Annotated in this window: 19 protein-coding genes; 13 read left to right on the forward strand and 6 right to left on the reverse strand. The window is 71.6% G+C overall.

All coding sequences use genetic code 11. The annotated features are described in order from the left end of the window. Positions 1–16 precede the first annotated feature (16 nt). The 3 genes from AWX74_RS04380 to AWX74_RS04390 form a co-directional block, all read right to left on the reverse strand. On the reverse strand, positions 17–763 hold the full coding sequence (locus tag AWX74_RS04380; protein ID WP_242666063.1) for a M23 family metallopeptidase: 747 nt from the start codon (positions 761–763) through the stop codon (positions 17–19). Positions 764–949: 186 nt separating this feature from the next. Then, positions 950–1,996, reverse strand: coding sequence for a lipase family alpha/beta hydrolase (locus AWX74_RS04385; RefSeq protein WP_091271734.1), 1,047 nt, complete (start codon positions 1,994–1,996; stop codon positions 950–952). Between the two features lie 6 nt (positions 1,997–2,002). Next, positions 2,003–3,445 carry a carboxyl transferase domain-containing protein gene (locus AWX74_RS04390; RefSeq protein WP_091271737.1) on the reverse strand — a complete coding sequence of 481 codons (1,443 nt, stop codon included), beginning with the start codon at positions 3,443–3,445 and terminating at the stop codon, positions 2,003–2,005. Positions 3,446–3,729: 284 nt separating this feature from the next. Between AWX74_RS04390 and AWX74_RS04395 the strand changes: the two genes are divergently transcribed. From AWX74_RS04395 to AWX74_RS04420, 6 genes are all read left to right on the forward strand, one after another. Beyond that, positions 3,730–5,475 (forward strand): serine/threonine-protein kinase, encoded by a 1,746-nt coding sequence (locus AWX74_RS04395; RefSeq protein ID WP_091271738.1) that lies wholly within the window; start codon positions 3,730–3,732, stop codon positions 5,473–5,475. A 455-nt stretch (positions 5,476–5,930) separates the two neighbouring features. Then, positions 5,931–7,097, forward strand: coding sequence for an ADP-forming succinate--CoA ligase subunit beta (sucC, locus tag AWX74_RS04400; protein ID WP_091271740.1), 1,167 nt, complete (start codon positions 5,931–5,933; stop codon positions 7,095–7,097). A 22-nt stretch (positions 7,098–7,119) separates the two neighbouring features. Beyond that, complete coding sequence (gene sucD / locus AWX74_RS04405) at positions 7,120–7,992, forward strand: succinate--CoA ligase subunit alpha (protein ID WP_006543493.1); 873 nt, start codon at positions 7,120–7,122, stop codon at positions 7,990–7,992. Between the two features lie 219 nt (positions 7,993–8,211). Next, positions 8,212–8,898, forward strand: coding sequence for a hypothetical protein (locus AWX74_RS04410; RefSeq protein ID WP_091271742.1), 687 nt, complete (start codon positions 8,212–8,214; stop codon positions 8,896–8,898). Between the two features lie 72 nt (positions 8,899–8,970). Continuing rightward, positions 8,971–9,582: a hypothetical protein gene (locus AWX74_RS04415; protein ID WP_091271744.1), complete on the forward strand. Its 612-nt coding sequence runs from the start codon at positions 8,971–8,973 to the stop codon at positions 9,580–9,582. A 305-nt stretch (positions 9,583–9,887) separates the two neighbouring features. Next, complete coding sequence (locus AWX74_RS04420; RefSeq protein ID WP_091271746.1) at positions 9,888–11,300, forward strand: cell division protein PerM; 1,413 nt, start codon at positions 9,888–9,890, stop codon at positions 11,298–11,300. Here the strand turns inward: AWX74_RS04420 and AWX74_RS04425 are convergent. Next, a complete protein-coding gene (locus tag AWX74_RS04425; RefSeq protein WP_091271749.1) occupies positions 11,201–11,710 on the reverse strand; it encodes a hypothetical protein in 510 nt (169 codons plus the stop codon). The two genes, AWX74_RS04420 and AWX74_RS04425, sit on opposite strands and share 100 nt — an antisense overlap. A gap of 213 nt (positions 11,711–11,923) precedes the next feature. On the opposite strand from AWX74_RS04425, the gene AWX74_RS04430 reads away from it, so the two are divergent. After that, positions 11,924–12,568 carry a helix-turn-helix domain-containing protein gene (locus tag AWX74_RS04430; protein ID WP_091271751.1) on the forward strand — a complete coding sequence of 215 codons (645 nt, stop codon included), beginning with the start codon at positions 11,924–11,926 and terminating at the stop codon, positions 12,566–12,568. Between the two features lie 151 nt (positions 12,569–12,719). Next, the gene (gene purH, locus AWX74_RS04435) at positions 12,720–15,104 is read left to right on the forward strand and encodes a bifunctional phosphoribosylaminoimidazolecarboxamide formyltransferase/IMP cyclohydrolase (protein WP_091271753.1); all 2,385 of its coding nucleotides are present in this window, start codon (positions 12,720–12,722) and stop codon (positions 15,102–15,104) included. Between the two features lie 206 nt (positions 15,105–15,310). Here purH and AWX74_RS04440 read toward each other — a convergent pair whose 3' ends face one another. After that, the gene (locus tag AWX74_RS04440; RefSeq protein ID WP_091271756.1) at positions 15,311–15,631 is read right to left on the reverse strand and encodes a hypothetical protein; all 321 of its coding nucleotides are present in this window, start codon (positions 15,629–15,631) and stop codon (positions 15,311–15,313) included. Between the two features lie 1,153 nt (positions 15,632–16,784). On the opposite strand from AWX74_RS04440, the gene AWX74_RS04445 reads away from it, so the two are divergent. Together AWX74_RS04445 and mdh are read left to right on the forward strand one after the other, a co-directional pair. Further along, positions 16,785–17,033 (forward strand): DUF3017 domain-containing protein, encoded by a 249-nt coding sequence (locus AWX74_RS04445; RefSeq protein ID WP_091272100.1) that lies wholly within the window; start codon positions 16,785–16,787, stop codon positions 17,031–17,033. Positions 17,034–17,448: 415 nt separating this feature from the next. Continuing rightward, complete coding sequence (gene mdh, locus AWX74_RS04455) at positions 17,449–18,381, forward strand: malate dehydrogenase (protein WP_054570486.1); 933 nt, start codon at positions 17,449–17,451, stop codon at positions 18,379–18,381. 187 nt (positions 18,382–18,568) lie between these two features. Here the strand turns inward: mdh and AWX74_RS04460 are convergent, their stop codons facing one another. Next, the gene (locus AWX74_RS04460; RefSeq protein WP_226931052.1) at positions 18,569–19,867 is read right to left on the reverse strand and encodes an NAD(P)/FAD-dependent oxidoreductase; all 1,299 of its coding nucleotides are present in this window, start codon (positions 19,865–19,867) and stop codon (positions 18,569–18,571) included. A 25-nt stretch (positions 19,868–19,892) separates the two neighbouring features. On the opposite strand from AWX74_RS04460, the gene AWX74_RS04465 reads away from it, so the two are divergent. From AWX74_RS04465 to AWX74_RS04475, 3 genes are all read left to right on the forward strand, one after another. Further along, complete coding sequence (locus AWX74_RS04465; protein ID WP_091271761.1) at positions 19,893–20,735, forward strand: serine hydrolase domain-containing protein; 843 nt, start codon at positions 19,893–19,895, stop codon at positions 20,733–20,735. A 329-nt stretch (positions 20,736–21,064) separates the two neighbouring features. Further along, positions 21,065–21,625 carry a 2'-5' RNA ligase family protein gene (locus AWX74_RS04470; RefSeq protein WP_091272102.1) on the forward strand — a complete coding sequence of 187 codons (561 nt, stop codon included), beginning with the start codon at positions 21,065–21,067 and terminating at the stop codon, positions 21,623–21,625. Beyond that, positions 21,622–22,587, forward strand: coding sequence for a YihY/virulence factor BrkB family protein (locus tag AWX74_RS04475; RefSeq protein ID WP_242666064.1), 966 nt, complete (start codon positions 21,622–21,624; stop codon positions 22,585–22,587). The genes AWX74_RS04470 and AWX74_RS04475 overlap by 4 nt, the downstream gene beginning before the upstream one ends. The last annotated feature ends 384 nt before the right edge of the window (positions 22,588–22,971 follow it).

A 22,971-nucleotide genomic window follows, 5' to 3' on the forward strand; every position in this document is an offset into this window, starting at 1 on the left:
GGGTCGGGGGCACGGCTCAGTACGTGACCCCGTGGCCCGCGAGCCAGGCGAGGGGGTCGACCTTCGTCCCGTACTGCCCGTTGAGACGGACCTCGAAGTGCAGGTGCGGGCCGGTGGATTTCCCGGTGTTCCCCTCCAGGCCGATCTGCTCGCCGGTGTCGACCTCCTGGCCGACCCGGACGTCGATGCGTGACATGTGGCCGTAGCTGGTCACCACGTTGTTCTCGTGCATGATCTGCACGAAGTTTCCGTAGCCGGTCTCCCAGCCCGCGTAGATGATCGTCCCGCGGTGTGCCGCGTGGATGGTCGTTCCGTGGGGAGCGCCGAAATCCACGCCGATGTGGTGGTTCGAGCCGCCGAATCCCTGGGTGACGCGGGCCTCGATCGGGCGAACCCAACGTGCCGCTGCCACCCGTTCCGCCTCCGCGGCGGCCGCGGCGTCGCGCTGGGCCAGCGCGACGGCTGCCACCCGGGTGGCGACCAGGTCCTTCGCCTCGAGCAGCTCGGCCATCCGGCGTTGGTCGTCGGACACCTCGGTGTCGATCGGCCCGCTCAGATCATCCGCGCCCGCCGTGGACACGACCTGCACGGTGCCGGACTGGCCCGCTGATGCTCCGCTCGCGGACGCCGCCAGCGTGCTGCCGGTCCGTCCCGGCTGGTGCTGGGCCGTGGTCTCGGAATGCGCGATGCCGGTGGCATTGATGAGCACGAGGCCGATGGTCGAGACGACCGCGGTGGCGGCGCCCGTACGTCGCAGCTGCACGGAGACGAAACCCGATCTTCCGGGTACGGACTCGTCCCACTCGTCGGCGACTGAGGCGTTCCGACGTGGGTGCGTTCCGTGCTCGGATCTCGGGAACGGCGGTCGTGTCAACACGCACTCCCCTGGTCACAAGGCACCCGTCGGACGAACCAGCCGGGTGGGAGGGCCCTTAAACCGATGAGGAGGTTACACCGTCTCTTTCTGGCAGATAGTTCCAACTAGCCGTAAAGATGTGGCACTTTCGGGCTGGTCAGTCGCCAGACCTGTCGCCGCCGTTGCCTGCGGCGCTCCCGCTACGGGTGCCGCCGGTGCTGGTGCCGGTGCCGGTACGGCTGGTGCCAGCACGGCTGGTGCCAGCACGGCTGGTGCTGGCGGCTGAGCCGGGGTGAGTAGACGGGTGGTCAGCTGCGCCACCGCGCCGCAGAACGGAAGACCGTGGTGCCCGACGCCGTCCACCAGGACGTTCTCGGTGTGCAGGTCGGGGTGGTTGAGCCTGGCCTCGTCCGGTCGCACCACCGTGTCCAGGCTGCCGGCGACGGCGACGAACCTGGTACGCAGGCCCGGGGCCGGTTCGGCGAGCTCCTCCAACAGGGCGGACCCCGGCCGCAGCTGGGCCAGCACCCGGTACGCGACCGCCCTTGGCAGGCGGCTGGCGAGCCGGGTGCCGTTGTGGGGCGACGCCAGCGTGATCAGGGTGCGCACGTACTCGTCCCCGCCGAGTCGCTGGACGTAGTACCGCGCCACCAGGCCGCCGAGCGAATGGGCGACGATGTTCACGTCCGGGTGCCCGTGCCGCCGGGCGGCCTGCTCGACCGCGGCCGCGAGCGCTTCGGCTGCGGCCTGGACGCTGGTCGCGAACAACGGCACGTCCACCGAGGTCACGGTGGTGAATCCGCGGCGGCGCAGGGAACGCTCAAGGCGCGCGAACACCGACCGGTTGTCCACCAGGCCGTGGACGAGCAGGACGGGCGTCCCGGCGGTCGCCGGATCGCCGACGATCAGGCCGCGTTGGAGCGGGGTCAGGTCCGCCAGGCGGTAGCGGTCGGTGGGGCCTTCGTCGCGGCGCCGCCCGACCACGGCAGCCGGGTAGAGGGCTGCGTGCGTCGCGATACAGGCCGCCTCGACCATGAGGCCCTTCACACCGTCGAACTGCGTGGCCCCGAGTCGGGTGAACAGTCGGGTGTCGATGACCGTCCCCTTCGTGAGGACCTGTCCTCGTGGCAGGTTGGGCAAACGACGTTACTGAAAGCCAACCAAGCCTGTCGACCATTTGTCATGCCTTGCCGCAAGACGGACATCCGCGTCACGAAGAGTGAGGTCACGCAGAAGATCCGCGACCCGTAGTGCCAGCCCGGGCAGGTCAGCGTCACAGCGCTCCAGGACGGCATCGGCGAAACCCAGGGCGAGCAGGTCGTAGGGCCGCAGCCCCGCGCTGTCCGCCGCCGCCGCGAGGTCGATGCGCAGGGTCGTGGCCGCACCTTCGGGCGCCAGTGCGGTCAGGTACCCATCCGGCGAAACCAGGACGACATCGGCACAGGCCGCCGCGAGTGCCCCGCCGGAGCCGCCCTCACCGACGATGATCGAGATGGTCGGGGAAGGACAGGCGAGCACCGCAGCCATGGCCGCACCGATCTGGGGCGCGATTCCCGCGGCCTCGGCGGCCGGTCCGCAGGCCGCACCCGGGGTGTCAACCAGGGTCAGCAACGGCAGGCTGAGCCTGCCCGCGAGACGGGCCGCCCTCGAGAGCAGGCGGTAGCCGTCCGGCCCTGGCGCACCACCGCGCTGCGCGGCCACCGCCACTCCCACGGCGGCGAGCCCCGTGGGCAGCAGCCCGATCCGGGCCCGCACCGTCCGGTCCGGCCCAACCAGGTCGACGCCGGCCGTCAGCAGGTCGGCCAGGATCACGCCGGCGGGTCGGCGCGGCCCCTCCCTGGCCGCCAGCACCTGCTCCCAGCCGCTCCGGCGCGGGCCCGGTGCCTCACCCGCGAGCGGTGCCTGGCCGGCGGGAGCCTGGCCGACGGGTGGCCGATCGGGTGGTGCGACCGCGCGCAGTGCGTGGCCGAGCCAGCTGGCCACGGCCGACGGCTCCACGGCGGCGTCCACCAGGCCGGCGGCCGCGGCGGCCAGTGCCGTGTGGCTGTCGCTGGGCGGGAGCGCGCCGGTCACGGCGGCCACGACTCTGGGCCCGGAGAAGCCAACCGTCGCGCCGAGGACCGCGCAGCGCAGATCGGCCTGGGAGCCGACGGTCACCCACATGCCGCCGGTGGTGGGCTGGTCGGAGACTGCGATGTGCCCGAGACCCGCCGCGGCCAGCTGGCCGAGCGCGATGGACACCCGGGCCAGGCCGACCAGGCCGGCGACGCCTTCCTGCAGCCGGGTTCCGCCACTTCGCACGAGCGACACGAGCGGGCGGCGGGCCGCGATGGCCGCGTTCACCGCCGCGGTGAACGCGGTCGCGTCCGCCTCGCCGAAGCTGCCGCCGTGGATGGTGAAGTCCCAGACCGCGACCACGGCCGGTGTGCCCTCGACGGGGCCGGTGCCCCACCACAATGCCGGGCGGCCGTCGTAGTCCGGCCAGCCCAGGCGGTTGGGCGCCGCCGGGCCACCCGGCTGGCGGACCACCTCGGCCAGCAGGTCATGCCGCCAGTCCCGGGGCGGCGTGGTCGTCTCGCGTCGCGCCATAGCCATAGATCTTCACCGGGGCGGGGGCGGGCGGCGCGCTGACGTGTGGGATCGCTCTCGCCCAGACCCGTGCTGCCCCGGGGCCGTGCTGGGTCGTCCGGAGTGAGCCTCTCCGCGAGCCTTCTGGATCCTCGCCGCTGGGCGGACGAGATTGTCGCTGCTAGTCGCGGACCGCGTCGTCGAGCGTCATATGGTTCGGAATAGTCTGGTCTGCTCTGCTCCTGGAGCGGTCGCATCGCGCGGGCCGGACAACGGCCGGATACAGGGCCAGGTAGAGGGGAGTCATGCTCACACCGCTGACGGAGGAAGACCCGCGGCAGGTTGGTCGGTACCGGCTTCACAACCGGATCGGCGCCGGCGGCATGGGGACTGTCTACCTGGGTTTCACGCCCGCTTCCGAACCGGTCGCCGTGAAGGTCGCGGCCGCCGAGCTGTCAGAGGACGAGGAGTTCCGCTCCCGCTTCGAGCGGGAGGTGCGGGCCGCGCTGCGGGTCCGCGGCGGCGCCGTGGCGAGTGTGCTCGACGCGGACACGACCGCGTCACAGCCGTGGATGGTGACGGAGTACGTCGAAGGCGTGAATCTGGCCGACGCGGTCCGTCGGCGCGGCCGGCTGGAACCCCATCTGGTCCGTGGTCTCGCGGTAGGCCTCGCTGACGCACTGGTGGCGATCCACGCGGCGGGCGTCGTCCACCGGGACCTGAAGCCCTCGAACATCCTGCTCGCCTGGGACGGCCCCAAGGTCATCGACTTCGGTATCGCCCAGCTCACCGACAGCGCCACCCTGACCAGGAGCGGCCATGTCATCGGCACCCTGGCCTGGATGGCACCGGAACAGATGCGCGGTGAGTCGGCCGGAACACCCGCGGACGTCTTCGCCTGGGCAAGCTGCGTGACCTACGCGGCGACGGGGCGCCATCCCTTCCACGCCGACGCCCCCGATCTGCTGGCGCAGCGCGTCCAGCGCGACGATCCCGACATCGACGGACTGCCGGGGTACCTCCGCGAGCTGGTCGCCCGGGCGCTGTCCAAGGAGGCGCGGGACAGGCCTGTTCCAGCGAGCCTGCTCGCCGCACTCGTCGGGCATGAGGTCCGCGGCGTGGCCGAGGCCGACCGGGCGGCCGGATCGATCCTGGAGCAGACCTGGACCGGCCCGTCCCCGGCATTCGGCATCCCGGAGGCGCCGACGCCACCGCGGCCGGGTGGCGAGCATCGTCGGGCGGAACGCCCGGTGACCGGTGGCTCGCCGGCGGGATCGTCGCCGCAGGGGCCCGGCCCGTTCGGTCCGCCGCCGCCGGCGTCGGCCTTCCGCGCGACGTCCGGCCCGGGGGTGGCCCGGCGAGGTCCGAGCGTGCCGGGCAGCCCGGCACGGCCGGTCCCGCCAGGCCCGCCAGGCCCGCCAGGCCATCCAGGCCATCCGGGGCAGCCCATTCAGCCGGTGCAGCCCGTGCCGCCCATACAGCCCGCGCAACCGGTGCCACGGAAGCCGCAGGTGTCCAGTCCCCTGGCCGCGCCGCCGGCCTGGGCTGGCTCGGGCGCCGACGGCACGCGCGAGCGCTGGGAAGGGGCTCGTCCCGGTGCGCCCGACTCCCGGGGCTCGGCCGATCCCACCTTCCGCCCGGCTGACCCGATGCCTCCGGGAGCACCACCGGATCCCCGGTTGTGGCCCGCGGCGAGGGGCACGGGGGCATTTCCCCCGGAATCGCGTCCCCCTGCGTCGCCCGGGGCCGGCTACCCGCCCGCTGGTGCGTCCCCGGGGGCTGCGGCCGCGCGTCCTGCCGGAGTGCGGCTGATGCTGGCAGGGCTGCTTGAGCAGTGGAACCTCTGCGCGTTGCTCTCCCTCGCGCTGGGCATTCTGTGGATCTTCGGGGTGGGCAGTGTCGCCGCGGTGGTGCTGGGCCTCGTCGCCCGATGGCAGCTTCGCCGCCGGCGTCAGCGGGGATCTCTCGCGGCCACGGTGGGCATTGGTCTGGGCTGCCTCGGTATCGCCGCCACCGCGGTGGTCGGCGCTCTGGTCCGGGCGATTTTCTGAGAAGCCACGAGCGCGCTGGTGGCGTTCGTCTCGTCCGTAGGCTGATCAGCGCTCGGCTTAGTTGTGTGAGATCGGACATACCTGAGTCCGGCTCGGGGGTGTGAGGCCATCAGCGCTTCGCGCACGTCCAAGGGCGGTCACTGTCCGCCACGATGCGCACTGCTGCGTGGCGCCCCTTCGGGTTGTCGGTGTCGGCCGCCGCCGCGGGCTCGAATAGCGCAGGATCATGCCTGCCTGACGGCGGTTCTGCGCGGCCGACCACCGCCACGAAAGCGCCGTCGTCCGCAGTGGTGACCGCGTAGCGCAACGGCGTCGGTCGTGGCCCGGCGTCGGTCCGGAGGTGACCGGGATCAACTCAGGGTCACGGTCGAGGGTCGAGCGTCGGAGGGGCCTCGTCAGTAGGCTCGCAGGCGTTCTGTGCATCCCCTGACCGACCGCATCCGACTGGACGGACCGTGGATCTCTTCGAATACCAGGCGAAGAAGCTTTTCGCCGAACATGGCGTACCGGTACCAACCGGGAAGGTTGCCACAACCCCTCAACAAGCGCGTGAGATCGCGACCGAGCTCGGCGGCAAGGTGGTCGTCAAGGCTCAGGTCAAGGCCGGCGGTCGCGGCAAGGCCGGCGGTGTGAAGGTCGCCGACGGCCCGGACGACGCCTACGAGAAGGCGTCGGCCATCCTGGGGATGGACATCAAGGGCCACACGGTCCACTCCGTCCTCGTCGAGCAGGCGAGCAACATCGCGGAGGAGTACTACGCCTCCTTCCTCCTCGACCGTGCCAACCGCACCTTCCTGGCCATGGCCTCCCGCGAGGGTGGCATGGAGATCGAGGAGGTGGCGGCGACCAACCCGGCCGCCCTGGCCCGGATCCACATCGACCCGCTGACCGGCGTCGACGCCGCGAAGGCCCGCGAGATCGCGGTCGCGGCCAAGCTGCCCGACGCCGCGCTCGACGGCGCGAGCACGCTGCTGGCGAAGCTGTGGGAGGTGTTCGTCAAGTCCGACGCCACCCTGGTCGAGGTGAACCCGCTGATCCTCACGGGTGAGGGCAACGTCGTCGCGCTCGACGGCAAGGTCACCCTGGACGAGAACGCGGACTTCCGGCACCCGGAGAACGCCGAGCTCGTCGACACGTCCGCGGTCGACCCGCTGGAGCAGAAGGCCAAGGAGAAGGGCCTCAACTACGTCAAGCTCGAGGGCCAGGTCGGGATCATCGGCAACGGTGCCGGCCTCGTCATGTCGACGCTGGACGTCGTGACCTACGCCGGTGAGGAGTTCGGTGGCCAGCGGCCGGCGAACTTCCTCGACATCGGTGGTGGCGCCTCGGCCGAGGTCATGGCGAACGGCCTGTCGATCATCCTGAGCGACCCGTCCGTCAAGAGTGTCTTCGTCAACATCTTCGGTGGGATCACCGCCTGCGACGCCGTCGCCAACGGCATCATCCAGGCGCTCGACATCGTCGGGAACGTCACGACCCCGCTGGTGGTGCGCCTCGACGGCAACAACGCCGAGGAGGGCCGCCGGATTCTGAAGGAGGCCAACCTCTCGGTGGTCAAGCCGGTGGACACGATGGACGGCGCGGCGAAGCTCGCCGCCGAGCTCGCCGCGGCCGCGGCCTGACCTGGGTCGGAGGACACAACCGATGGCTATCTGGCTCGACGAGAACAGCCGCATCGTGGTGCAGGGCATCACCGGCGGCGAGGGCAGCAAGCACACCCGGCGGATGCTCGCATCGGGCGCGAAGGTCGTCGCCGGTGTGAACGCGCGCAAGGTGGGGCAGCAGGTCGAGGGCGTACCGGTCTTCGGTTCCGTGGCGGACGCCATGGCCGAGACCGGCGCGAACGTATCCGTGATCTTCGTTCCGCCGAAGTTCACCAAGGACGCCGCGATCGAGGCTGTTGACGCCGCGATCCCGCTGGCCGTGGTGATCACCGAGGGTGTGCCGGTTCACGACACCACCGAGTTCTTCGCGTACTCGAAGTCAAAGGGCACGACCCGGATCATTGGGCCGAACTGCCCGGGAATCGCCAGCCCCGGCGTCTCGAACGCCGGCATCATCCCCGCCGACATCACTCCTGGTGGGCGGATCGGTCTTGTCAGTAAGAGCGGCACGCTGACTTACCAGATGATGTACGAGCTGCGCGAGTTCGGTTTCAGCACCTGCGTCGGTATCGGTGGTGACCCTGTCATCGGTACGACACACATTGACGCGCTCGACGCGTTCCAGGCAGACCCCGGCACCGACGCGATCGTCATGATCGGCGAGATCGGTGGCGACGCCGAGGAGCGCGCCGCGGCACACATCGAGGCGCACGTGACGAAGCCCGTGGTCGGCTACGTCGCCGGTTTCACCGCGCCGGAGGGCAAGACCATGGGTCACGCCGGGGCCATCGTCTCCGGCTCCTCAGGCACCGCGCAGGCGAAGAAGGAAGCTCTGGAGAAGGCCGGCGTGCGCGTCGGCAAGACCCCGAGCGAAACCGCGCGGCTGATGGCTGACATCATGCGGTCGTTGTAGCACTGTTCGCGGGGGGTCTTCTTCCACCACGAGGGAGACCCCCGCGTCTGGGCGGTCGAAGGAGTTTCCGGTCGCCGGGGGCGGGGCGCGGACGCGAACGAACGCGAACGCTTTCCGTCTCGCGGTCTTGCTGCGAGACTCCTGCTGTGGTCAGGATGGGCCGTGGGATGATGGTCGGCCCACCTGACCGACCGACCAGACGAAGTGGGGATTTCAGTCGTGGTACAGATCGGTGGTCGTAGTGTTGCGACCAACGACGTCGGGGTCATCGGCGCCGGCGCCGTAGCGTTCATCTTCAGTTTCGTGCCCTGGTTCTCCATCAAGAGCACCTACTACGGGGCCTCGTATTCCAATAGCGCCAACGGGTGGAGCACGGATCTCGGCGGCTATTTCTGGGGCTGGCTGGCCATCCTCCTGCTGCTCGCGGTCGCGGGTCTCACCGCGGCGCTGACCTTCGGGAACGTCCGGCTGCCATCGCTGCCGCTGCCGCTGCCGCTCGTCCTGGCGGGTGCTTCGGGACTGTCGATTCTGTTGATCCTCATCCGCTGGCTTGCCTACCCGGACATCCCGAGCGGCATCAGCGGCGGCGCCTCGTTCGGTCTTTTCCTCGCGCTCATCGCGGCCATCGCCCAGACGGTGTTCAACGTGCTGAACCTGCGGGCGGGTACCGGAGTCGCGGGCAACCCGCCGGCACCGCCGACCAACTGGCCGGGGCAGGGCCAGCCGCCGTACGGCCAGCCGTACGGCCAGCAGCCGCCGCAGGGCTATGGCCAGCCCCCGCAGGGCTACGGCCAGCAGCCGCCGCAGGGTTACGGCCAGCAGCCCGGATACGGCCAGCCGCCGACCGGTGGCGGGTATGGCCAGCAGCCGCCGCAGGGCTATGGCCAGCCGCCGGCGGGCCAGTAGTTCGACCTGTGGGGCGCCGCTCGCATCCGGCGGCGCCCACCGGTACGTGGATCTGACAGCCAGGTGAGGCCAGTGGTGACGCCAGCGGGGGATCGGCCCACCCCGGATTCGGCCAGGGCCGGAATTCTGACCGGTGGGCTCCTGATACTCGTCTCCGGCTTCCTGCCCTGGTTCACTCCGGTCGACAGCTCCTACCGCTCGGCCGCTTCCTGCTGGTCACTCGGACCGGCGGCCGCAGCGGTGTTCGTGCTCGGCCTCGGTCTGATGTTCGCGGTCGTCCTGCCGCTCGTCGTCCGATGGTTCCCGTCGTCCCGGCCGTCGTCCGCACGCCTGGTGGCGCTCCGGGCGGCGCGGTCTCGGGTGGTGTGGCCCGGGGTGGTGCGGCGGCTGCGCCCGCCTCGGCTGACCGTCGGCCTGTCCGTCGCAGTGGCGGGTACGGCTGTGCTCGTGGTGCTGGCCGGGTGGCTGATGGCCCCGTCATTCACCGATCCAGCCCTGCCCGGCCCCGGGCGGGCCGCGGAAGCGGGTGTTCTCCTGCCCTGGCCCGGTAGCGGGCCGGCGATGCCTGCCGTACCCGGGGCCGGTTTCTACCTCGCGCTCGTCGGCACCTCGATCGAGCTGGCCGCCTGCGCCTGGGCGTCGCGGCGATCGGGGTTCGGGGCGGCCCTGCGCCCGGGCGGCTGACGTCCGGGCCGGCGCGGGCCTGTCCACGCGCGACGTCCGTTTCGGTGCACCGCGTCTGTTTCGGGGCACCCAGTCTGTTTCGGGGCACCTGGGTGGGGCCGGCGCGGAAAAAGACCCTACCGAGCTGCCGAGTTGGGCGCGTACCTACTGCGTGTCCTGTTACCGACGTGGGTCGTTCTTGGATATCTCGGCGTGTTGTCCCGGAAGTGGTCCTCCGGCCGTGCAAGCCTGCCGGCGTGGGTACTCCCGTGCAGAACTCCGGCACTGTCACCGGGGTGAGCCCGGGAGGCCGGGCCGGAGCTCACGTGGTCGACGAACGGATCGCCCCGGGGCCACTCACGGCACTCTGGGCACGCCTCGGACGGCCCGTCGTGAGCGCCGTCGCGACCAGCGCCGCGGGGCTGGTCGTCATCCAGTTCATCGTGCTCGTCGTGTGGGGGACGGACACCAGCTCGGCGGCCGGTCCGGACGATGCCGCCCGGGTCGGCGCTGACCTCTGGCTGCTCGCCCATGGCGCCACGATCCATCTTTCGGCCGGATCGGTCGACTTTCTCCCGGTGGGCTTGGCCGTGCTACCGCTGCTCGCCGCGACGACGGCGGGTCACCGGCGGGCGGCCGGCAACGTCGAGCGGCTGCCGGCATCGGCTCGTGGCAGGCGTCCGCGGGGTCCCCGGCCGGAACAGTCGGGGCAGCCAGGGGAGCCGGCACAACCAGGGCACCCGGCACAGCCAGGGGGGCCGGCGCAGACGGCGCGGTTGTCCCGGGCCGAGATACCGCCGCCCTGGAGAGCCGTGATCCGTGATGTGACCCTCGTGGCGGGTACGCAGACTGTCTTCGTACTGGTGATCGCGCTGATCGTGTCCACACCGGCGGCGCGGCCGGACGTCTTCACCGTGGTGGTCGGAGCGCTGGCGTTCAGCCTGTCGGGAGCGGTGATCGGCGTGCTGTCCGGCTACGGGGCGCTGCGTTCGGCCTGGCGGGCACTGCCCGCTTCGGTGAGGGTGCCCGCCACGGCCGCGTTGACCGCGTTCACCTCGATGCTTGCCGCGGCGGCGTTCGGGGTGGCGCTGGTACTGGCCGCCACGCTGCCCGAGATCGCGGCGACAGATCGCGGGCTCGGCGCGGGAGTCGTCGGCGGGGTGGGCCTCGCGGCCATCCAGCTCGCGATCCTGCCGAATCTCGTCCTGTGGGCGCTGGCCTACACGCTGGGGCCTGGCTTCGCCGTCGGTGGCGGTTTCGTGCGGCCCGCCGAGGTGCAGTCGGGGCTGTTCCCGGATCTGCCGGTGTTCGCCGCGCTGCCGCCCGGTCCGCTGCCGCGTCCTGGATGGCTGGTGCTGGCGGTGGTTCCCCTCATCGCGGGGACGATGCTCGCCCTGTCGGTGCGGCGCGGGATGGTCGGGGCCCCCCACCGTGATCGGCTGCGGACGACCCTCGTGGCCGCGGGCGTGGGCGGGCTGCTGCTGATGGTCGTCACGCAGCTGTCCGCGGGCCGGCTGGGCAGCGGGTCGGCGAGGTTCGGGCCCTCGGGGTGGCTGGTGGGTCTGGCAGCGGCAGCGGAGCTCGCGGCGGTGGCTGTCGTGGTGTCCGGCGTCGCGGAGCTGGCGTCGCGGCGGGCAGGTCAGCCCTTCGAGGTCGGGTCGGTCCGGACCGCGTCACTGAAGCGGCGGCTGCAGTCCTCGAGCTCGGCGTCGGAACGGGCCACCCGCCGACATTCCTGATATTGGTGCAGGTCGTCGCCATGCCGTTCGTAGAAGACCCACATGCCGCTGGCGATGGTGAAGGCGATGAGCAGCGAGAGCGCGCCGAGCGCGAGCCCTATGGTGCCCGCCCCACCACCGGCACCGTCCCGGCGGGCCTCGGCCCGGGCCCGCATCCCGACCACGATGGCCGCGATGCCCAGCACGCCGCCGACGACCGCGAGGCTGGTGACCAGGGCCAGCGCACCGAGGGCAACGGCCCCTCGCCCGGCGCGGCGGCCGGGCGGCGACGCCTGGCCGGTGGCCTCGCCGCGGCGGATGAAGCGGGCGGCGAGCCGGTCGGGGTACGCGGGCTGTGTCTCGTGGTGGCCCGCCCACCGCGGGCCGGATCCCGGTGCGGAGGCAGGGTCGTGATCAGGCCGCTCGGACACCGTCTCTCCGTCTCTCCGTCTTTCCGCCCCGGCGCGTCTGGCGTCGCTGCGCGCGCCCGGTCGCCCGGCAGCTCCGCCGTCGTCTGCTCCCGGTGGTTCCCGCCACGCGCCTGGACGACATCGTAGGAGTCGTGGGCACGTGAACCGGGCTGGCGGGAAATGTCGGCCCTTTCCGGTACGGTCCCGCCCGGTTCATCGACGTCGGGAGGTCCCATGCCCCGTCCCTCGAAGGCGCTGCGGGCCGAGTCGGCCCGCCTGCGTGGCCTCGGCTGGAGCTACCGCCGGATCGCGGCGGAGCTACGGCTGCGTCATCGTGTCAACGCCCGTGTCGCATACCGCCTCGCCCACGGGTGGACCCAGGAGGAGGTCGCTCACCAGTGGAACGAACGCTGGTCGGGGGCGGGATCCGTCGTCAAGACCGGAAAAGCGATCTCCTACTGGGAAGTGTGGCCGGGCCGGGGTGGGCGGGAGCCCTCCGCACGGACGTTGGCCCGGCTGGCCGAGCTCTACCACTGCCGGCCAGGTGATCTTCTGGACGGGATGGACTGCGGCGATCTGGAGACCATGCCGGGGCGTGCGCCTGCGGCCGAGACTTCAGGCCGAGGTGTGAGCAGGTATCGGCACGAGGCCGGCGGGGCCTTCTCCGACTGTCGCGACGGGGCAGCCGGCGACGGGGCGGCCGGCGGCGGGGCGGGTGGTGGTGGTGAGGTGCCCGGAGCGCGGCCCGAGCGGCGGCGCGAGTCGTTCGGAGGCTGCGACGGCCCGGATCAGGACGTGGACTGGGTGCGCGCGCCAGCAGTGATGATGGTGCATCAGAGCGGCCCCGAGGACGCTGGCTGGGGCAGCCAGGCCGCCTGACCGGCGGCCGGCCCGGTGCGTTCCGTGCAGGTCCGGCGTGTCTGGAGCACCGAGAAAGTAGATTCGGACCGTCGTCGCTGGCCATCGCCCGCGGATTCCCGAGCTCCCGGCCGGTCGACGTCGGCCGGCCGACCAGTTCACGGAGGGGTCTGTGCCCGCTCGTCTAGTCGTCCTTGCCTCGGGGGCCGGCACCACCCTGCAGGCAGTCCTGGACGCCTGTGCGGACCGGGCCTTCGGTGCGCAGGTCGTGGCCGTCGGGACGGACCGGGTGGGCACCGTCGCGCAGCGCAGGGCCGAGTCCGCCGGTGTGCCGGTGTTCACGGTGCGACTCGAGGACTGCGCCGACCGCGGCGCGTTCAACGAGCTCACCGCGGCCAGCATCGCCCGGTACGAGCCGGATCTGCTGGTTCTCGCCGGCTACATGAAGATCCTCGGCGCGCAGGTGATCCGGCGCTTTCCCACGGTGAACACGCATCCGTCGCTGCTTCCCGCGTTCCCGGGCGCCCACGCGATCCGGGACGCGCTCGCCGCCGGTGTGCGGACCAGCGGCGTGACGGTGCACTGGGTGGACGAGGGAGTCGACACCGGGCCGGTGATCGCCCAGACGCCGGTCCCGGTGCGTCCCGGCGACGACGAGGACGCGCTGAGGTCACGCATCCAGGCCGTGGAGCGTGGCCTCTTCGTCGACACCATCGGCCGTTTCGTCCGTGGTGAGCTCTCATGGGAGGGCAGGGCGGCGGGTACGTCCGCACCGGGAGGCGCGGGCGCAGCCGGGGCACGTCCGGGGGCGGCGCGTTCGGGGGCGGGGGACGAGGTCGCAGCGGTGGAAGTTCATGCCAACGGAGGCGTTGTGGAAGGTTCAGGAGGGCTCATGTCGGGGGCGTCGACTACGGAGATCGGTGAGGGCGGCACCAGCGCGGCGACCGCGTCGGGCAACGGGCAGGCCGAGACCTCGAGCGAGGTGGTGGCGACCGGGCACCGTCGCCTGCGGCGTGCGCTCGTGAGCGTCTACGACAAGAGCGGGCTGGAGGAGCTGGCCGCCGCCTTCGTCGATGCCGGTGTGGAGGTGGTGTCGACCGGGTCGACGGCCGACGCGCTGGCCAGGTTCGGCGTCGCGGTGACACCGGTGAGCACGGTGACCGGTTTCCCGGAGGTTCTCGGCGGCCGGGTCAAGACGCTGCATCCCCGCGTGCACGCCGGTCTGCTCGCGGACCTGCGCAACGCCGAGCATGCGGCGGTCCTCGCGGAGCTCGACATCGAGCCGTTCGACCTGCTGGTGGTCAACCTCTACCCGTTCCGGGAGACGGTGGCCTCCGGGGCGACCGAGGACGAGGCGATCGAGCAGATCGACATCGGCGGGCCGGCGATGCTGCGCGCGGCGGCGAAGAACCACGCGTCCGTCGCGGTGGTGGTGTCGCCGGGCGACTACGGGGACCTGGCCGCCGCGGTCCGGGGCTCCGGCTACGACCTGCCCGCCCGGCGGCGGCTGGCCGCCCGCGCGTTCGCGCACACCGCGTCCTATGACGCCGCGGTGGCCTCCTGGTTCGCCAGTGTGCTGGCCCCCGACGAGACGGCGAAGGAGAGCGGCTGGCCCGACGTGCTGGCCGCGCAGTGGCATCGCACCAGCGTCCTGCGGTACGGCGAGAACCCGCACCAGCGGGCCGCGCTGTACGTGGGCGAGGACGGCAGCACCGGCCTCGCGTCCGCGCAGCAGCTGCACGGCAAGCCGATGTCCTACAACAACTACACGGACACCGACGCCGCCTGGCGATCGGTGTTCGACTTCGCGGACCCGGCTGTCGCGATCATCAAGCACGCGAACCCGTGTGGCATCGCTGTCGCGGCGACGGTCGCGCAGGCGCACCGCAAGGCGCACGCCTGCGACCCGGTGTCGGCGTTCGGCGGGGTGATCGCGGTGAACCGCCCGGTCAGCGTGGAACTGGCCGAGCAGATCGCGGAGATCTTCACCGAGGTCGTGGTCGCGCCCGACTACGAGCCCGGCGCGGTGGAGATCCTCTCCCGCAAGCCGTCGATCCGCCTGCTGCTGTGCGCGCCGCCAGCCCACCCGCGCGGTGTGGAGATGCGCCAGGTCAGCGGGGGCATGCTGCTGCAGTCCCGGGACGCGCTCGACGCCGCCGGCGACGTCACGTCGGGGTGGACGCTGGAGGCCGGCGCACCGGTCGACGAGGCCACCCTCGCCGACCTCGGCTTCGCCTGGCGCGCCGTGCGCTCGGTGAAGTCGAACGCGATCCTGCTCGCCGCGGACGGGGCGACCGTCGGGGTCGGGATGGGGCAGGTCAACAGGGTCGACGCCGCGCGCCTCGCGGTGACGCGCGCCGGCGACCGGGCGAAGGGCTCGGTGGCCGCCAGCGATGCGTTCTTCCCCTTCCCGGACGGCTTCCAGGTCCTCGCCGACGCGGGTGTCCGCGCGGTGGTGGAGCCGGGGGGTTCGGTCCGGGACGAGGACGTGATCGCCGCTGCGCGGGAGTCCGGTGTGAGCCTGTACTTCACCGGGGTGCGCCACTTCGCGCACTGACGGCTCCGCTCCACGGGGGCGGCTGGCAGGTGCGGCGGGTGAATCGGTCCTGGGCCTGCACACCTGCCACGCCGGCCACCGCTGTCCCGGCCGAGGCGGGCACGGAGTCGTCGGGTGTCGGGCACACACTCCTCGAAGCGGCCGGCCTCGATGCCGTGTGCCGCACGCGCCTGCCCCGGGCCGGTCGAACGCGGCCCGGGCGGTGCTCAGGAGGTGGAGCCGACCTCCGCGGCGGCGCTCCCGCGACGGGTCACCGTCGGGCTGCCGTTCGAGGACCCGTTCGACTGGGCGGTCGCCGCCGCCCCGCCGGGAACATCCGCGGTCGGCACGTACCGCTGCGCCACCCAGTCGAGCGCCTCTCGCCAGCTCGCCCCGTAGAGGACGGAGATGCGGTCCGCGGTCTGGCGCGCGAGCGCCTGCACGAAGACCCGGTCATCGCTGTCGAGATGGCGCGCGTCGCCGAAGGTCTCCCACGCCCGAAACATCAGTTCCTGAAGCTTCTTGCTGTGCGGCGAATCGTCTGCCACGTCGAACTCCCTACCAATTGGGGACCGCGGCGGCAGTCTCCCCTAGTCGCGCACGACGTGTGCACTCGGGGGGTCTAGATCGTTGGTGTCCGCGTGAGATGCGGGGATCGTCCGTAGTCATCGCTGTTTGCCACTGTGGGGCGCGTGATCTGCCTGTGCTCTGGGCAGAGTGCCCCGGTCGTCGCCATCCGTGGGATGAGGGAGGGTCCGGGTGTGCGTCGCGGGAGTGTGATTCTGTTGTGTCTTGGTTGATGTCGATGCGAGCGGAGTTACACGAACAGGGCACCACGCTGGAGCCATCGCGCGACGGGAGGGGGGCCGGATGGCCCTGGCGAACGGGCCTCGGTCACTCCGAGGTGGCCACGGCTGCGAAGGGTCGGTTCGGTGGAGGTCTCGGGCCTGGTGAAGGTCCCGTGCTGACGAAGCCGGCGAAGGTCCGGCGTGCGGCGGCACCATCCCCGGCCAGGTGGGTGGCTGCCTGCACGGCCGGATCGGCGGGCGCCTACTGTGTGGGCTCAGATGGCGCGGAGGGTCAGGTCGCGCGCAGGCCCGGACCGGTGTACTCGGACCGAGCGCGTGGCGGGCCTCCGGGCAGGGCGTCGACGTCTGGCGTGGGTCGGGGAGGCGGGAGCAGATGACCGACAGCGCCCTGGGCGCGTGGGATCGGCCCCAGCGGGAGGACGTCGGGCAGCGGCCGGAGCGGCCGCGTTCCGCGTGGATGACGCCGGCGGCTGCCTACCCCGACACGCGGCCCACGGCCGGTCCGGCTGCCGTGCCGCCCGACGGCTGGCCGGCCCGCCGGGATCTCGACCAGCCGCACCCGGGCGGCCGGTGGGCCGCCCCACTCCCGACAGGGCCGTCCTTCGGTGATCCCCACCTGTCCGGGGGCGACGGCCACGGCGAACGGCACGGTCGGTCCGACCGGCCGGAACGGAGACCGTCGGGTGCCGCTCCAGTCGGCCCCGCTCCAGTCAGCCCTGGTCCGGCCAGCACCAGCCTCGGACCGTCGGGTGCAGGCCTGTCAGGTGCCGGTCCGTCGCGCCCTCGTCCGGACCGGAGTGGGCCGCCCCGCGCCGAGCGTCACGAGGGATCCGAGGGGCCGTCGGGCGGCCCCCGCTCGTCCGGACCGCCATCCAACGGCCGTTTCGGCAAGATGCTCTTCGTGGCCGTTCTCGGTGGCGTCACGCTGGGCCTGCTACTCGTCACCCAGGACTACTGGCGTCGTGGGCTGCTCACCGTCGGCGGTGTCCTGCTGGTGGCCAGTGCGCTTCGGCTGTGCCTGCCAACCCGCAAAGTCGGCATGCTGGCTGTCCGCGGGCGGCTTTTCGACACTGTCACCCTCGTTGTACTGGGCCTTGGTGTGATCGTCCTCACTCTGGAGGTCCCCCACGTCGGTGGGTGAGGCGGATCTGCCACCGAAAGCGGCAGCTGAGGTCACGGTTCGGGCTGTAACCAGGTGTGGGCCCCATCGGCGGCCACGAGTCGTCACCCCACGGCGACGTGGCGCACGTCGCCGTCCACTGCCGTACCTGCGACTCGCGCGATAGCCTCGGCAGGTCATCGGAGACAACCGTGCACAGATAAGCGGGGCGAACCGCGCCTATGGCGAACCGTCAGGTAGCCCTGATACTCGGCGGCGGCATCGGGCCCGAGCCGACCGACGCTCCCGGGTGGCATGGCGAGCCTGCCACCGAGGCGATCGGAGCCAGGGCGGATCGGTCACCTGAGACCTTCGCGCCGACGCGTACCGACCCCGCCGTGGGCACCGCCGCGATCGCTACCGCGATCATCGCGATATTGGGGAGCTGATCAGTCCAATGCCGGGAAAAGTCACTGTCGTAGGAGCCGGTTTCTACGGTTCGACGACCGCGCAGCGACTGGCTGAGTACGACATCTTCGACAGCGTCGTCATCATCGACATCGTCGAGGGCAAGCCGCAGGGCCAGGCGCTCGACCTCAACCAGTCCCGGTCGATCGAGGGCTTCGAGACCAAGGTCGTCGGCACCAACGACTATGCCGACACGGCCGGTTCGGACGTGGTCGTGATCACGGCCGGCCTGCCCCGTAAGCCGGGCATGAGCCGGATGGACCTCATCGAGGTCAACGCCAAGATCGTCCGTCAGGTGTCGGAGAGCATCGCGAAGACGTCGCCGGACGCGGTCGTCGTCGTGGTGTCCAACCCGCTCGACGAGATGACCGCGCTGGCCGCCAACGTCCTGGGCTTCCCGCGCTCGCGGGTGATCGGCCAGGCAGGCATGCTCGACACCGCCCGGTTCACCGATTTCGTCGCGGAGGCGCTGAACGTGCCGGTCGCGTCGGTGAAGACGCTGACGCTGGGCTCGCACGGCGACACGATGGTCCCGGTGCCCTCGCAGTGCACCGTCGACGGCAAGCCGCTGAGCGATCTCCTCCCGGCGGCGAAGATCGATGAGCTGGTCGACCGGACCCGTAACGGTGGCGCGGAGGTCGTCGCGCTGCTCAAGACCGGGTCGGCCTACTACGCCCCGTCCGCGGCCGCGGCGCGCATGGTGAAGGCCATCGCCGAGGACTCCGGCGTCGTGATGCCCGTCTGTGCCTGGGTGCAGGGCGAGTTCGGCATCTCCGACGTGTACCTCGGTGTCCCGGCCGAGATCGGCGCCGGCGGCGTGAAGAAGATCGTCGAGCTCGACCTCACCGACACCGAGCTGGCCGCGCTGAAGACGGCTGCCGAGGCCGTGCGCGCCAAGCAGGCGGACGTCGCCAGCCTGTAGTTCTGTAGTTCGCCAGCCTGTCGCATGACTGCCCTGCCGGCCCACAGCCTGTGGTCTGTGGGCCGGCGTTCTTCGGCCGGCCGGCGTTTTCCCGGCCGGCGCGTGCCCGCGCGCCGCGAGCGGTGAGCCGCGCGGCAGCACGTGGGCGGGATGGCGATGCGTGGATGGCGGTGCGGGGGGTGCGAGGTCAGCGCAGCCCGCGCACGGCCCGGCGGAGGGCGAGCCGGGCCAGCGAGGCGGCCGGGATCGTGCCCTTGCCGAGCCCGATCTCGACGAGGCTGTCGTAGAGATCGGTCCGTCGGCTTGCCGAGCGCACCGCCGCGTCCATCAGCGGGCGGTGCCGGCCGGCGAGATCGGCGAGCAGCGTGGTGTGCCGAAGATGCCGGCCGAGCTCGCGGTGCAGTGCCCGCCGATAGACCTGCCCCGCCGCCGGCCCCGGATCGGTGATCGCGGCCCCGCCGGCGAGTGATCCCGACAGCAGCGCGTAGTAGATGCCCTCACCCGTGAGCGGGTTGATGAGGGACGCGGCGTCGCCGGCGAGCAGCACCGGCCCGTCCGGCAGCCGGGGGCGATGCGTGGACAGCGGCAGGTGGTGCGCGCGCAGCGTGCCGGCGTAGGCCGGTGTGTCCGGCAGCAGGCGGGCCAGGGTGCCGTGCAGGACGTCCTTCGGGGTCCCGGCGCTGTCCCGCAGCTGGGAGCGGAGCATGCCGTACCCGATGTTGGCCCGGCCGTCCCCGATGGGGAACGACCAGGCGTAGGCGGGCCAGCCCTCGTCCGTCATGTGGATGAGCTGCTCGGGTGGGCGGTCCTCCTTGGGCGCGTCCGCGTAGGCGCGGACGGCGATGGCGAGCCCCTCGGGCGGGTTCGGCCCGATGCCGAGCGCCCGGCGCACCGTCGAGTTCGCGCCGTCCGCACCGATCACGACCCGGGCGCGCAACGCACCGCCGTCGAGGGCGACCATGGCCGGTTTCCCGGGGCCGTCCGCCGGTATGACCTCCAGCGCCCGCACCCGCCGGCGGGTGAACAGCGCGCCACGAGCCCGCGCGGCGGCGACGAGCCGGGCGTCGAACACCTCCCGGGGGATCACGTGGGTGGCCCGCTCGGACGGTGTCGCGACCTCGGCACCGCCCGGGGTACGCAGCCGCATGCGGTCCACCGGGTGGTACCCGCGGGTCACATCGGTGACGCCGAGCCCACGCAGGACGTCCAGGCCGTGCGGCGCGATTCCGTCGCCGCAGGTCTTGTCGCGGGGGAAGTCGGCGGCATCGAGGATCATCACCCGGGCGTCGGGGCGTAGCTGCAGCGCCCGCAGCGCCGCCGCGCTGCCGGCCGGCCCACCGCCCACGACGAGCAGGTCCAGCGGCGGTTCGTGGGCCCCGCCTGCGGAGCTGCTTTGCGAGGCGGGGCGGGAGGGAGCTGGGACAGGCACGCCTGCCAGTGTGGCAGCCCGCACGAGGACGCTGGCCGGGCGAGGCTCGTGGAACATGGGGCCAGTTCGTAGAGTGCGAAATATGGACGCGCTCCGACAGTTGAACCAGTGGCCGGTGGGATCAGTCTCGGCTGTCGTGCTTCGGCGTGCCGGTGACGCGGTCACGCAGGTCGGCGTCAGCGGCGATCCGGAGCTGCCGTTCCGCCTGGCTTCGGTGTCCAAGACGATGAGCGCGTACGCGATGCTCGTCGCGGTCGAGGAGGGCGCTGTCGCGCTCGACGACCCGGCCGGGCCCGAGGGATCGACTGTCGCCCACCTGCTGGCACACGCGTCCGGCCTGGCGTTCGCCAGCAGCCGGGTACTGGCCAGGCCGGGTACCCGCCGCATCTACTCGAACTCGGGTTTCGACGAGCTGGGCCGCCATCTCGAACGGGTCACCGAGATCCCGTTCGCGACCTATCTCGCCGAGGCCGTGTTCGAGCCGTTGGGGATGAAGACCGCGGCGCTGACGGATTCACCGGCCTTCGGGGTCACCGCGAGCCTGGCCGATGTGGCCGCGTTCGCCGCCGAGCTGCTGGCACCGACGCTGCTGTCCGCCCAGACCTTCGCCCGGGCGACGTCGGTCGTCTTTCCCGGCCTGACCGGAATCCTGCCCGGCTTCGGCGGGCAGGACCCGAACGACTGGGGCCTCGGGTTCGAGATCCGCGGGCACAAGAGCCCGCACTGGACCGCCGCGACCAACAGCCCGGCGACCTTCGGCCATTTCGGCCGTTCCGGCACGTTCCTGTGGGTCGATCCCGAGGTGCGCGTGGCCTGCGTGGCGCTGACCGACCGGGATTTCGGGGAATGGGCGGCCGCGGCGTGGCCGGTGCTGTCCCGGGATGTCCTCGCCGAGCTCGCGGCCTCGACGGATTCGGTGGCCTGACCTATCCGTTCGGGCGGCACCTGAACCTCGTCTGATTGTCGCCGGAGCCCTGTCTGAGCCCTGTCTGAGCCGTGTCCGAGCTCTGTCCGAGGCCTGCCTGAGCCCGGTTCGAGGCCCGCTGCGTCAGGCCGTGGACACGGTCGGCGAGCATGACCTGGTGCTTCTGCGTCGGTGTGCGACAGCGGAGCGAGGTCATCCCTGGTCCCCGGGAGACAGTGTGGTCTCGTGGGCCATGATGGCGCCATGGTTCGTCGGCAGAGCTTGCTTCGTGTCTCGTGGTCAGCCACCGCGTGGTCGGGCCGGACCGGCGCCAGGTGAAGGACCGCCAGATGAACGCGGTGCGCTCCATCGGTGTGGCCATCGGGATTCCGGAGCCGTTTCGCACGGAACTCCGGGACTGGCGCAAGCGGCTCGGTGATCCCAACGCGGGGCTTATCGTGCCCCATGTCACCCTGCTCGGGCCGACCGAGGTGCTCGCCTCGGAGGTGGCGACGATCGAACGTCATCTTGCCGGGGTGGCCGTCGGCCACGAGCCTTTCGTGATCCGGCTGCAGGGGTCCGGGACCTTCCGGCCGTTGTCCCCGGTGGTGTTCGTGACCCTCGCGCAGGGGACCTCCTGCTGCGAGCTGTTGGAGAAGGCTGTTCGCTCCGGCCCCCTGGACCGGCCGGCCCGCTTCTCGTACCACCCGCACGTGACGGTCGCGCACGAACTCGACGAGGTGTCGCTGGATCGTGCGTTCGACCTGCTGGCCGAATACCGGGCCTCGTTCGAGGTCACAGGTTTCGAGCTCTATGAACGCGGCGATGACTGCGCCTGGCGCCAGTTGCGTCATTTTCCGTTTGCAGGCGGAGGTGGCAGGCCGACGTGGCAGGACAACGAGATGCGGTGAAAGCGGGCGTGGTGTCGGTGGGCGCCGCCGTCGGCGGTGTGCGTAGCCGGCGCCCGGCCATAGACCACGCGGTCCGCGCCTACCAGCGTTATACGGGCGACGGCGGCGACCGGTGCGCGGCCTCCACCACGTATTTCGCCTTTCTCTCCTTTTTCCCGATCATGGCGCTGGCCTTCTCGGTCCTCGGGTTCGTGGTCGACGCCTATCCCGACGCCCAGGCGAAGTTCACCGAGCAGATCAACGACTATCTGCCCGGCCTCGCCGACCGGCTGGACGTCGCCACCATCGGCCGGGCCAAGGTCGGCGCCGGGCTGATCGGTCTCGCCGGCCTGCTGCTCGCCGGCCTCGCCTGGGTCTCGGCGCTGCGCGACAGCATCCGCATCATCTGGCACCAGAGCCTCGAAGCCGGCAACTTCGTCATGCGCCGGATCCGAGACGTCGCGATCCTGGCCGGCCTCGGTCTGACACTCGCGGTGTCGCTGGTCGTCACCAGCCTCGCGACGTCGGCCACCGACGCGTTCCTGCGCTGGATCGGCCTTGCCGGCAACACCGCGGCCGCGTGGGTCACCGGCCTGCTGGCCCTCGGGGTCGCGCTCGCCATCGACATGGCGGTGTTCGTCTTCATCTTCCGGTACCTGCCCGAGCGGACGAACCGGGACCGGGTGCTGCGTGCGGCCCTGCTGGGCGCGGTCGGCGTCGAGCTTCTCAAGATCCTCGGAACCTGGCTGGTCGGCCAGACCACCTCGAACCCGGTGTACGGGACGTTCGCCGTCATCGTGGGGCTGCTGATCTGGATCAACATCATGATGCGGTGGATGCTGTTCGTCGCCGCATGGGCGGTGACCGGCCCATACACGTCGGACGTCGATCCGTCGGGTACAGCGACGGCGGCGACGGCTACCGATCGCCAGAGCGCTGCCTCCGGCCAGCACGACCCGGGCGGCGGCCATCCGAAGCGTTGAGGCTCTTGGTCGTTCTCGAGCCCGTAGCAGAATCCTGAGACACGGCGGATCCGGGGCACCGGTGTGGGCCTGGCGGAGCCGTGCTGACGGAGGGCGAATCCCACCCACACGGCCACCCAACCGACGATCCCGCCCCGCCGCCCAGCAGCGGCAAATCGCCCAAAAGAGCCTGGCGACCCGCATGAACGAACGATTTTGGTCGTCGGAACGACCGAAATCGTTCACTCTTGCGACTCGCCAAACCGGGCTGCCGGGCCTCCGGGCCTCCGGGTGCTCGGAGGTCCGGCGGCGTTCGTGGAATGCGACCCTCCCCGCCCACCGGCCAGAGATCTTGATCGGTGTCAGTATGTGACAGGCTCTTTCGCTCTCGCGGCCGTAATCCCC

The sequence above is a fragment of the Parafrankia irregularis genome (assembly GCF_001536285.1).
Lineage (GTDB): Bacteria > Actinomycetota > Actinomycetes > Frankiales > Frankiaceae > Parafrankia > Parafrankia irregularis.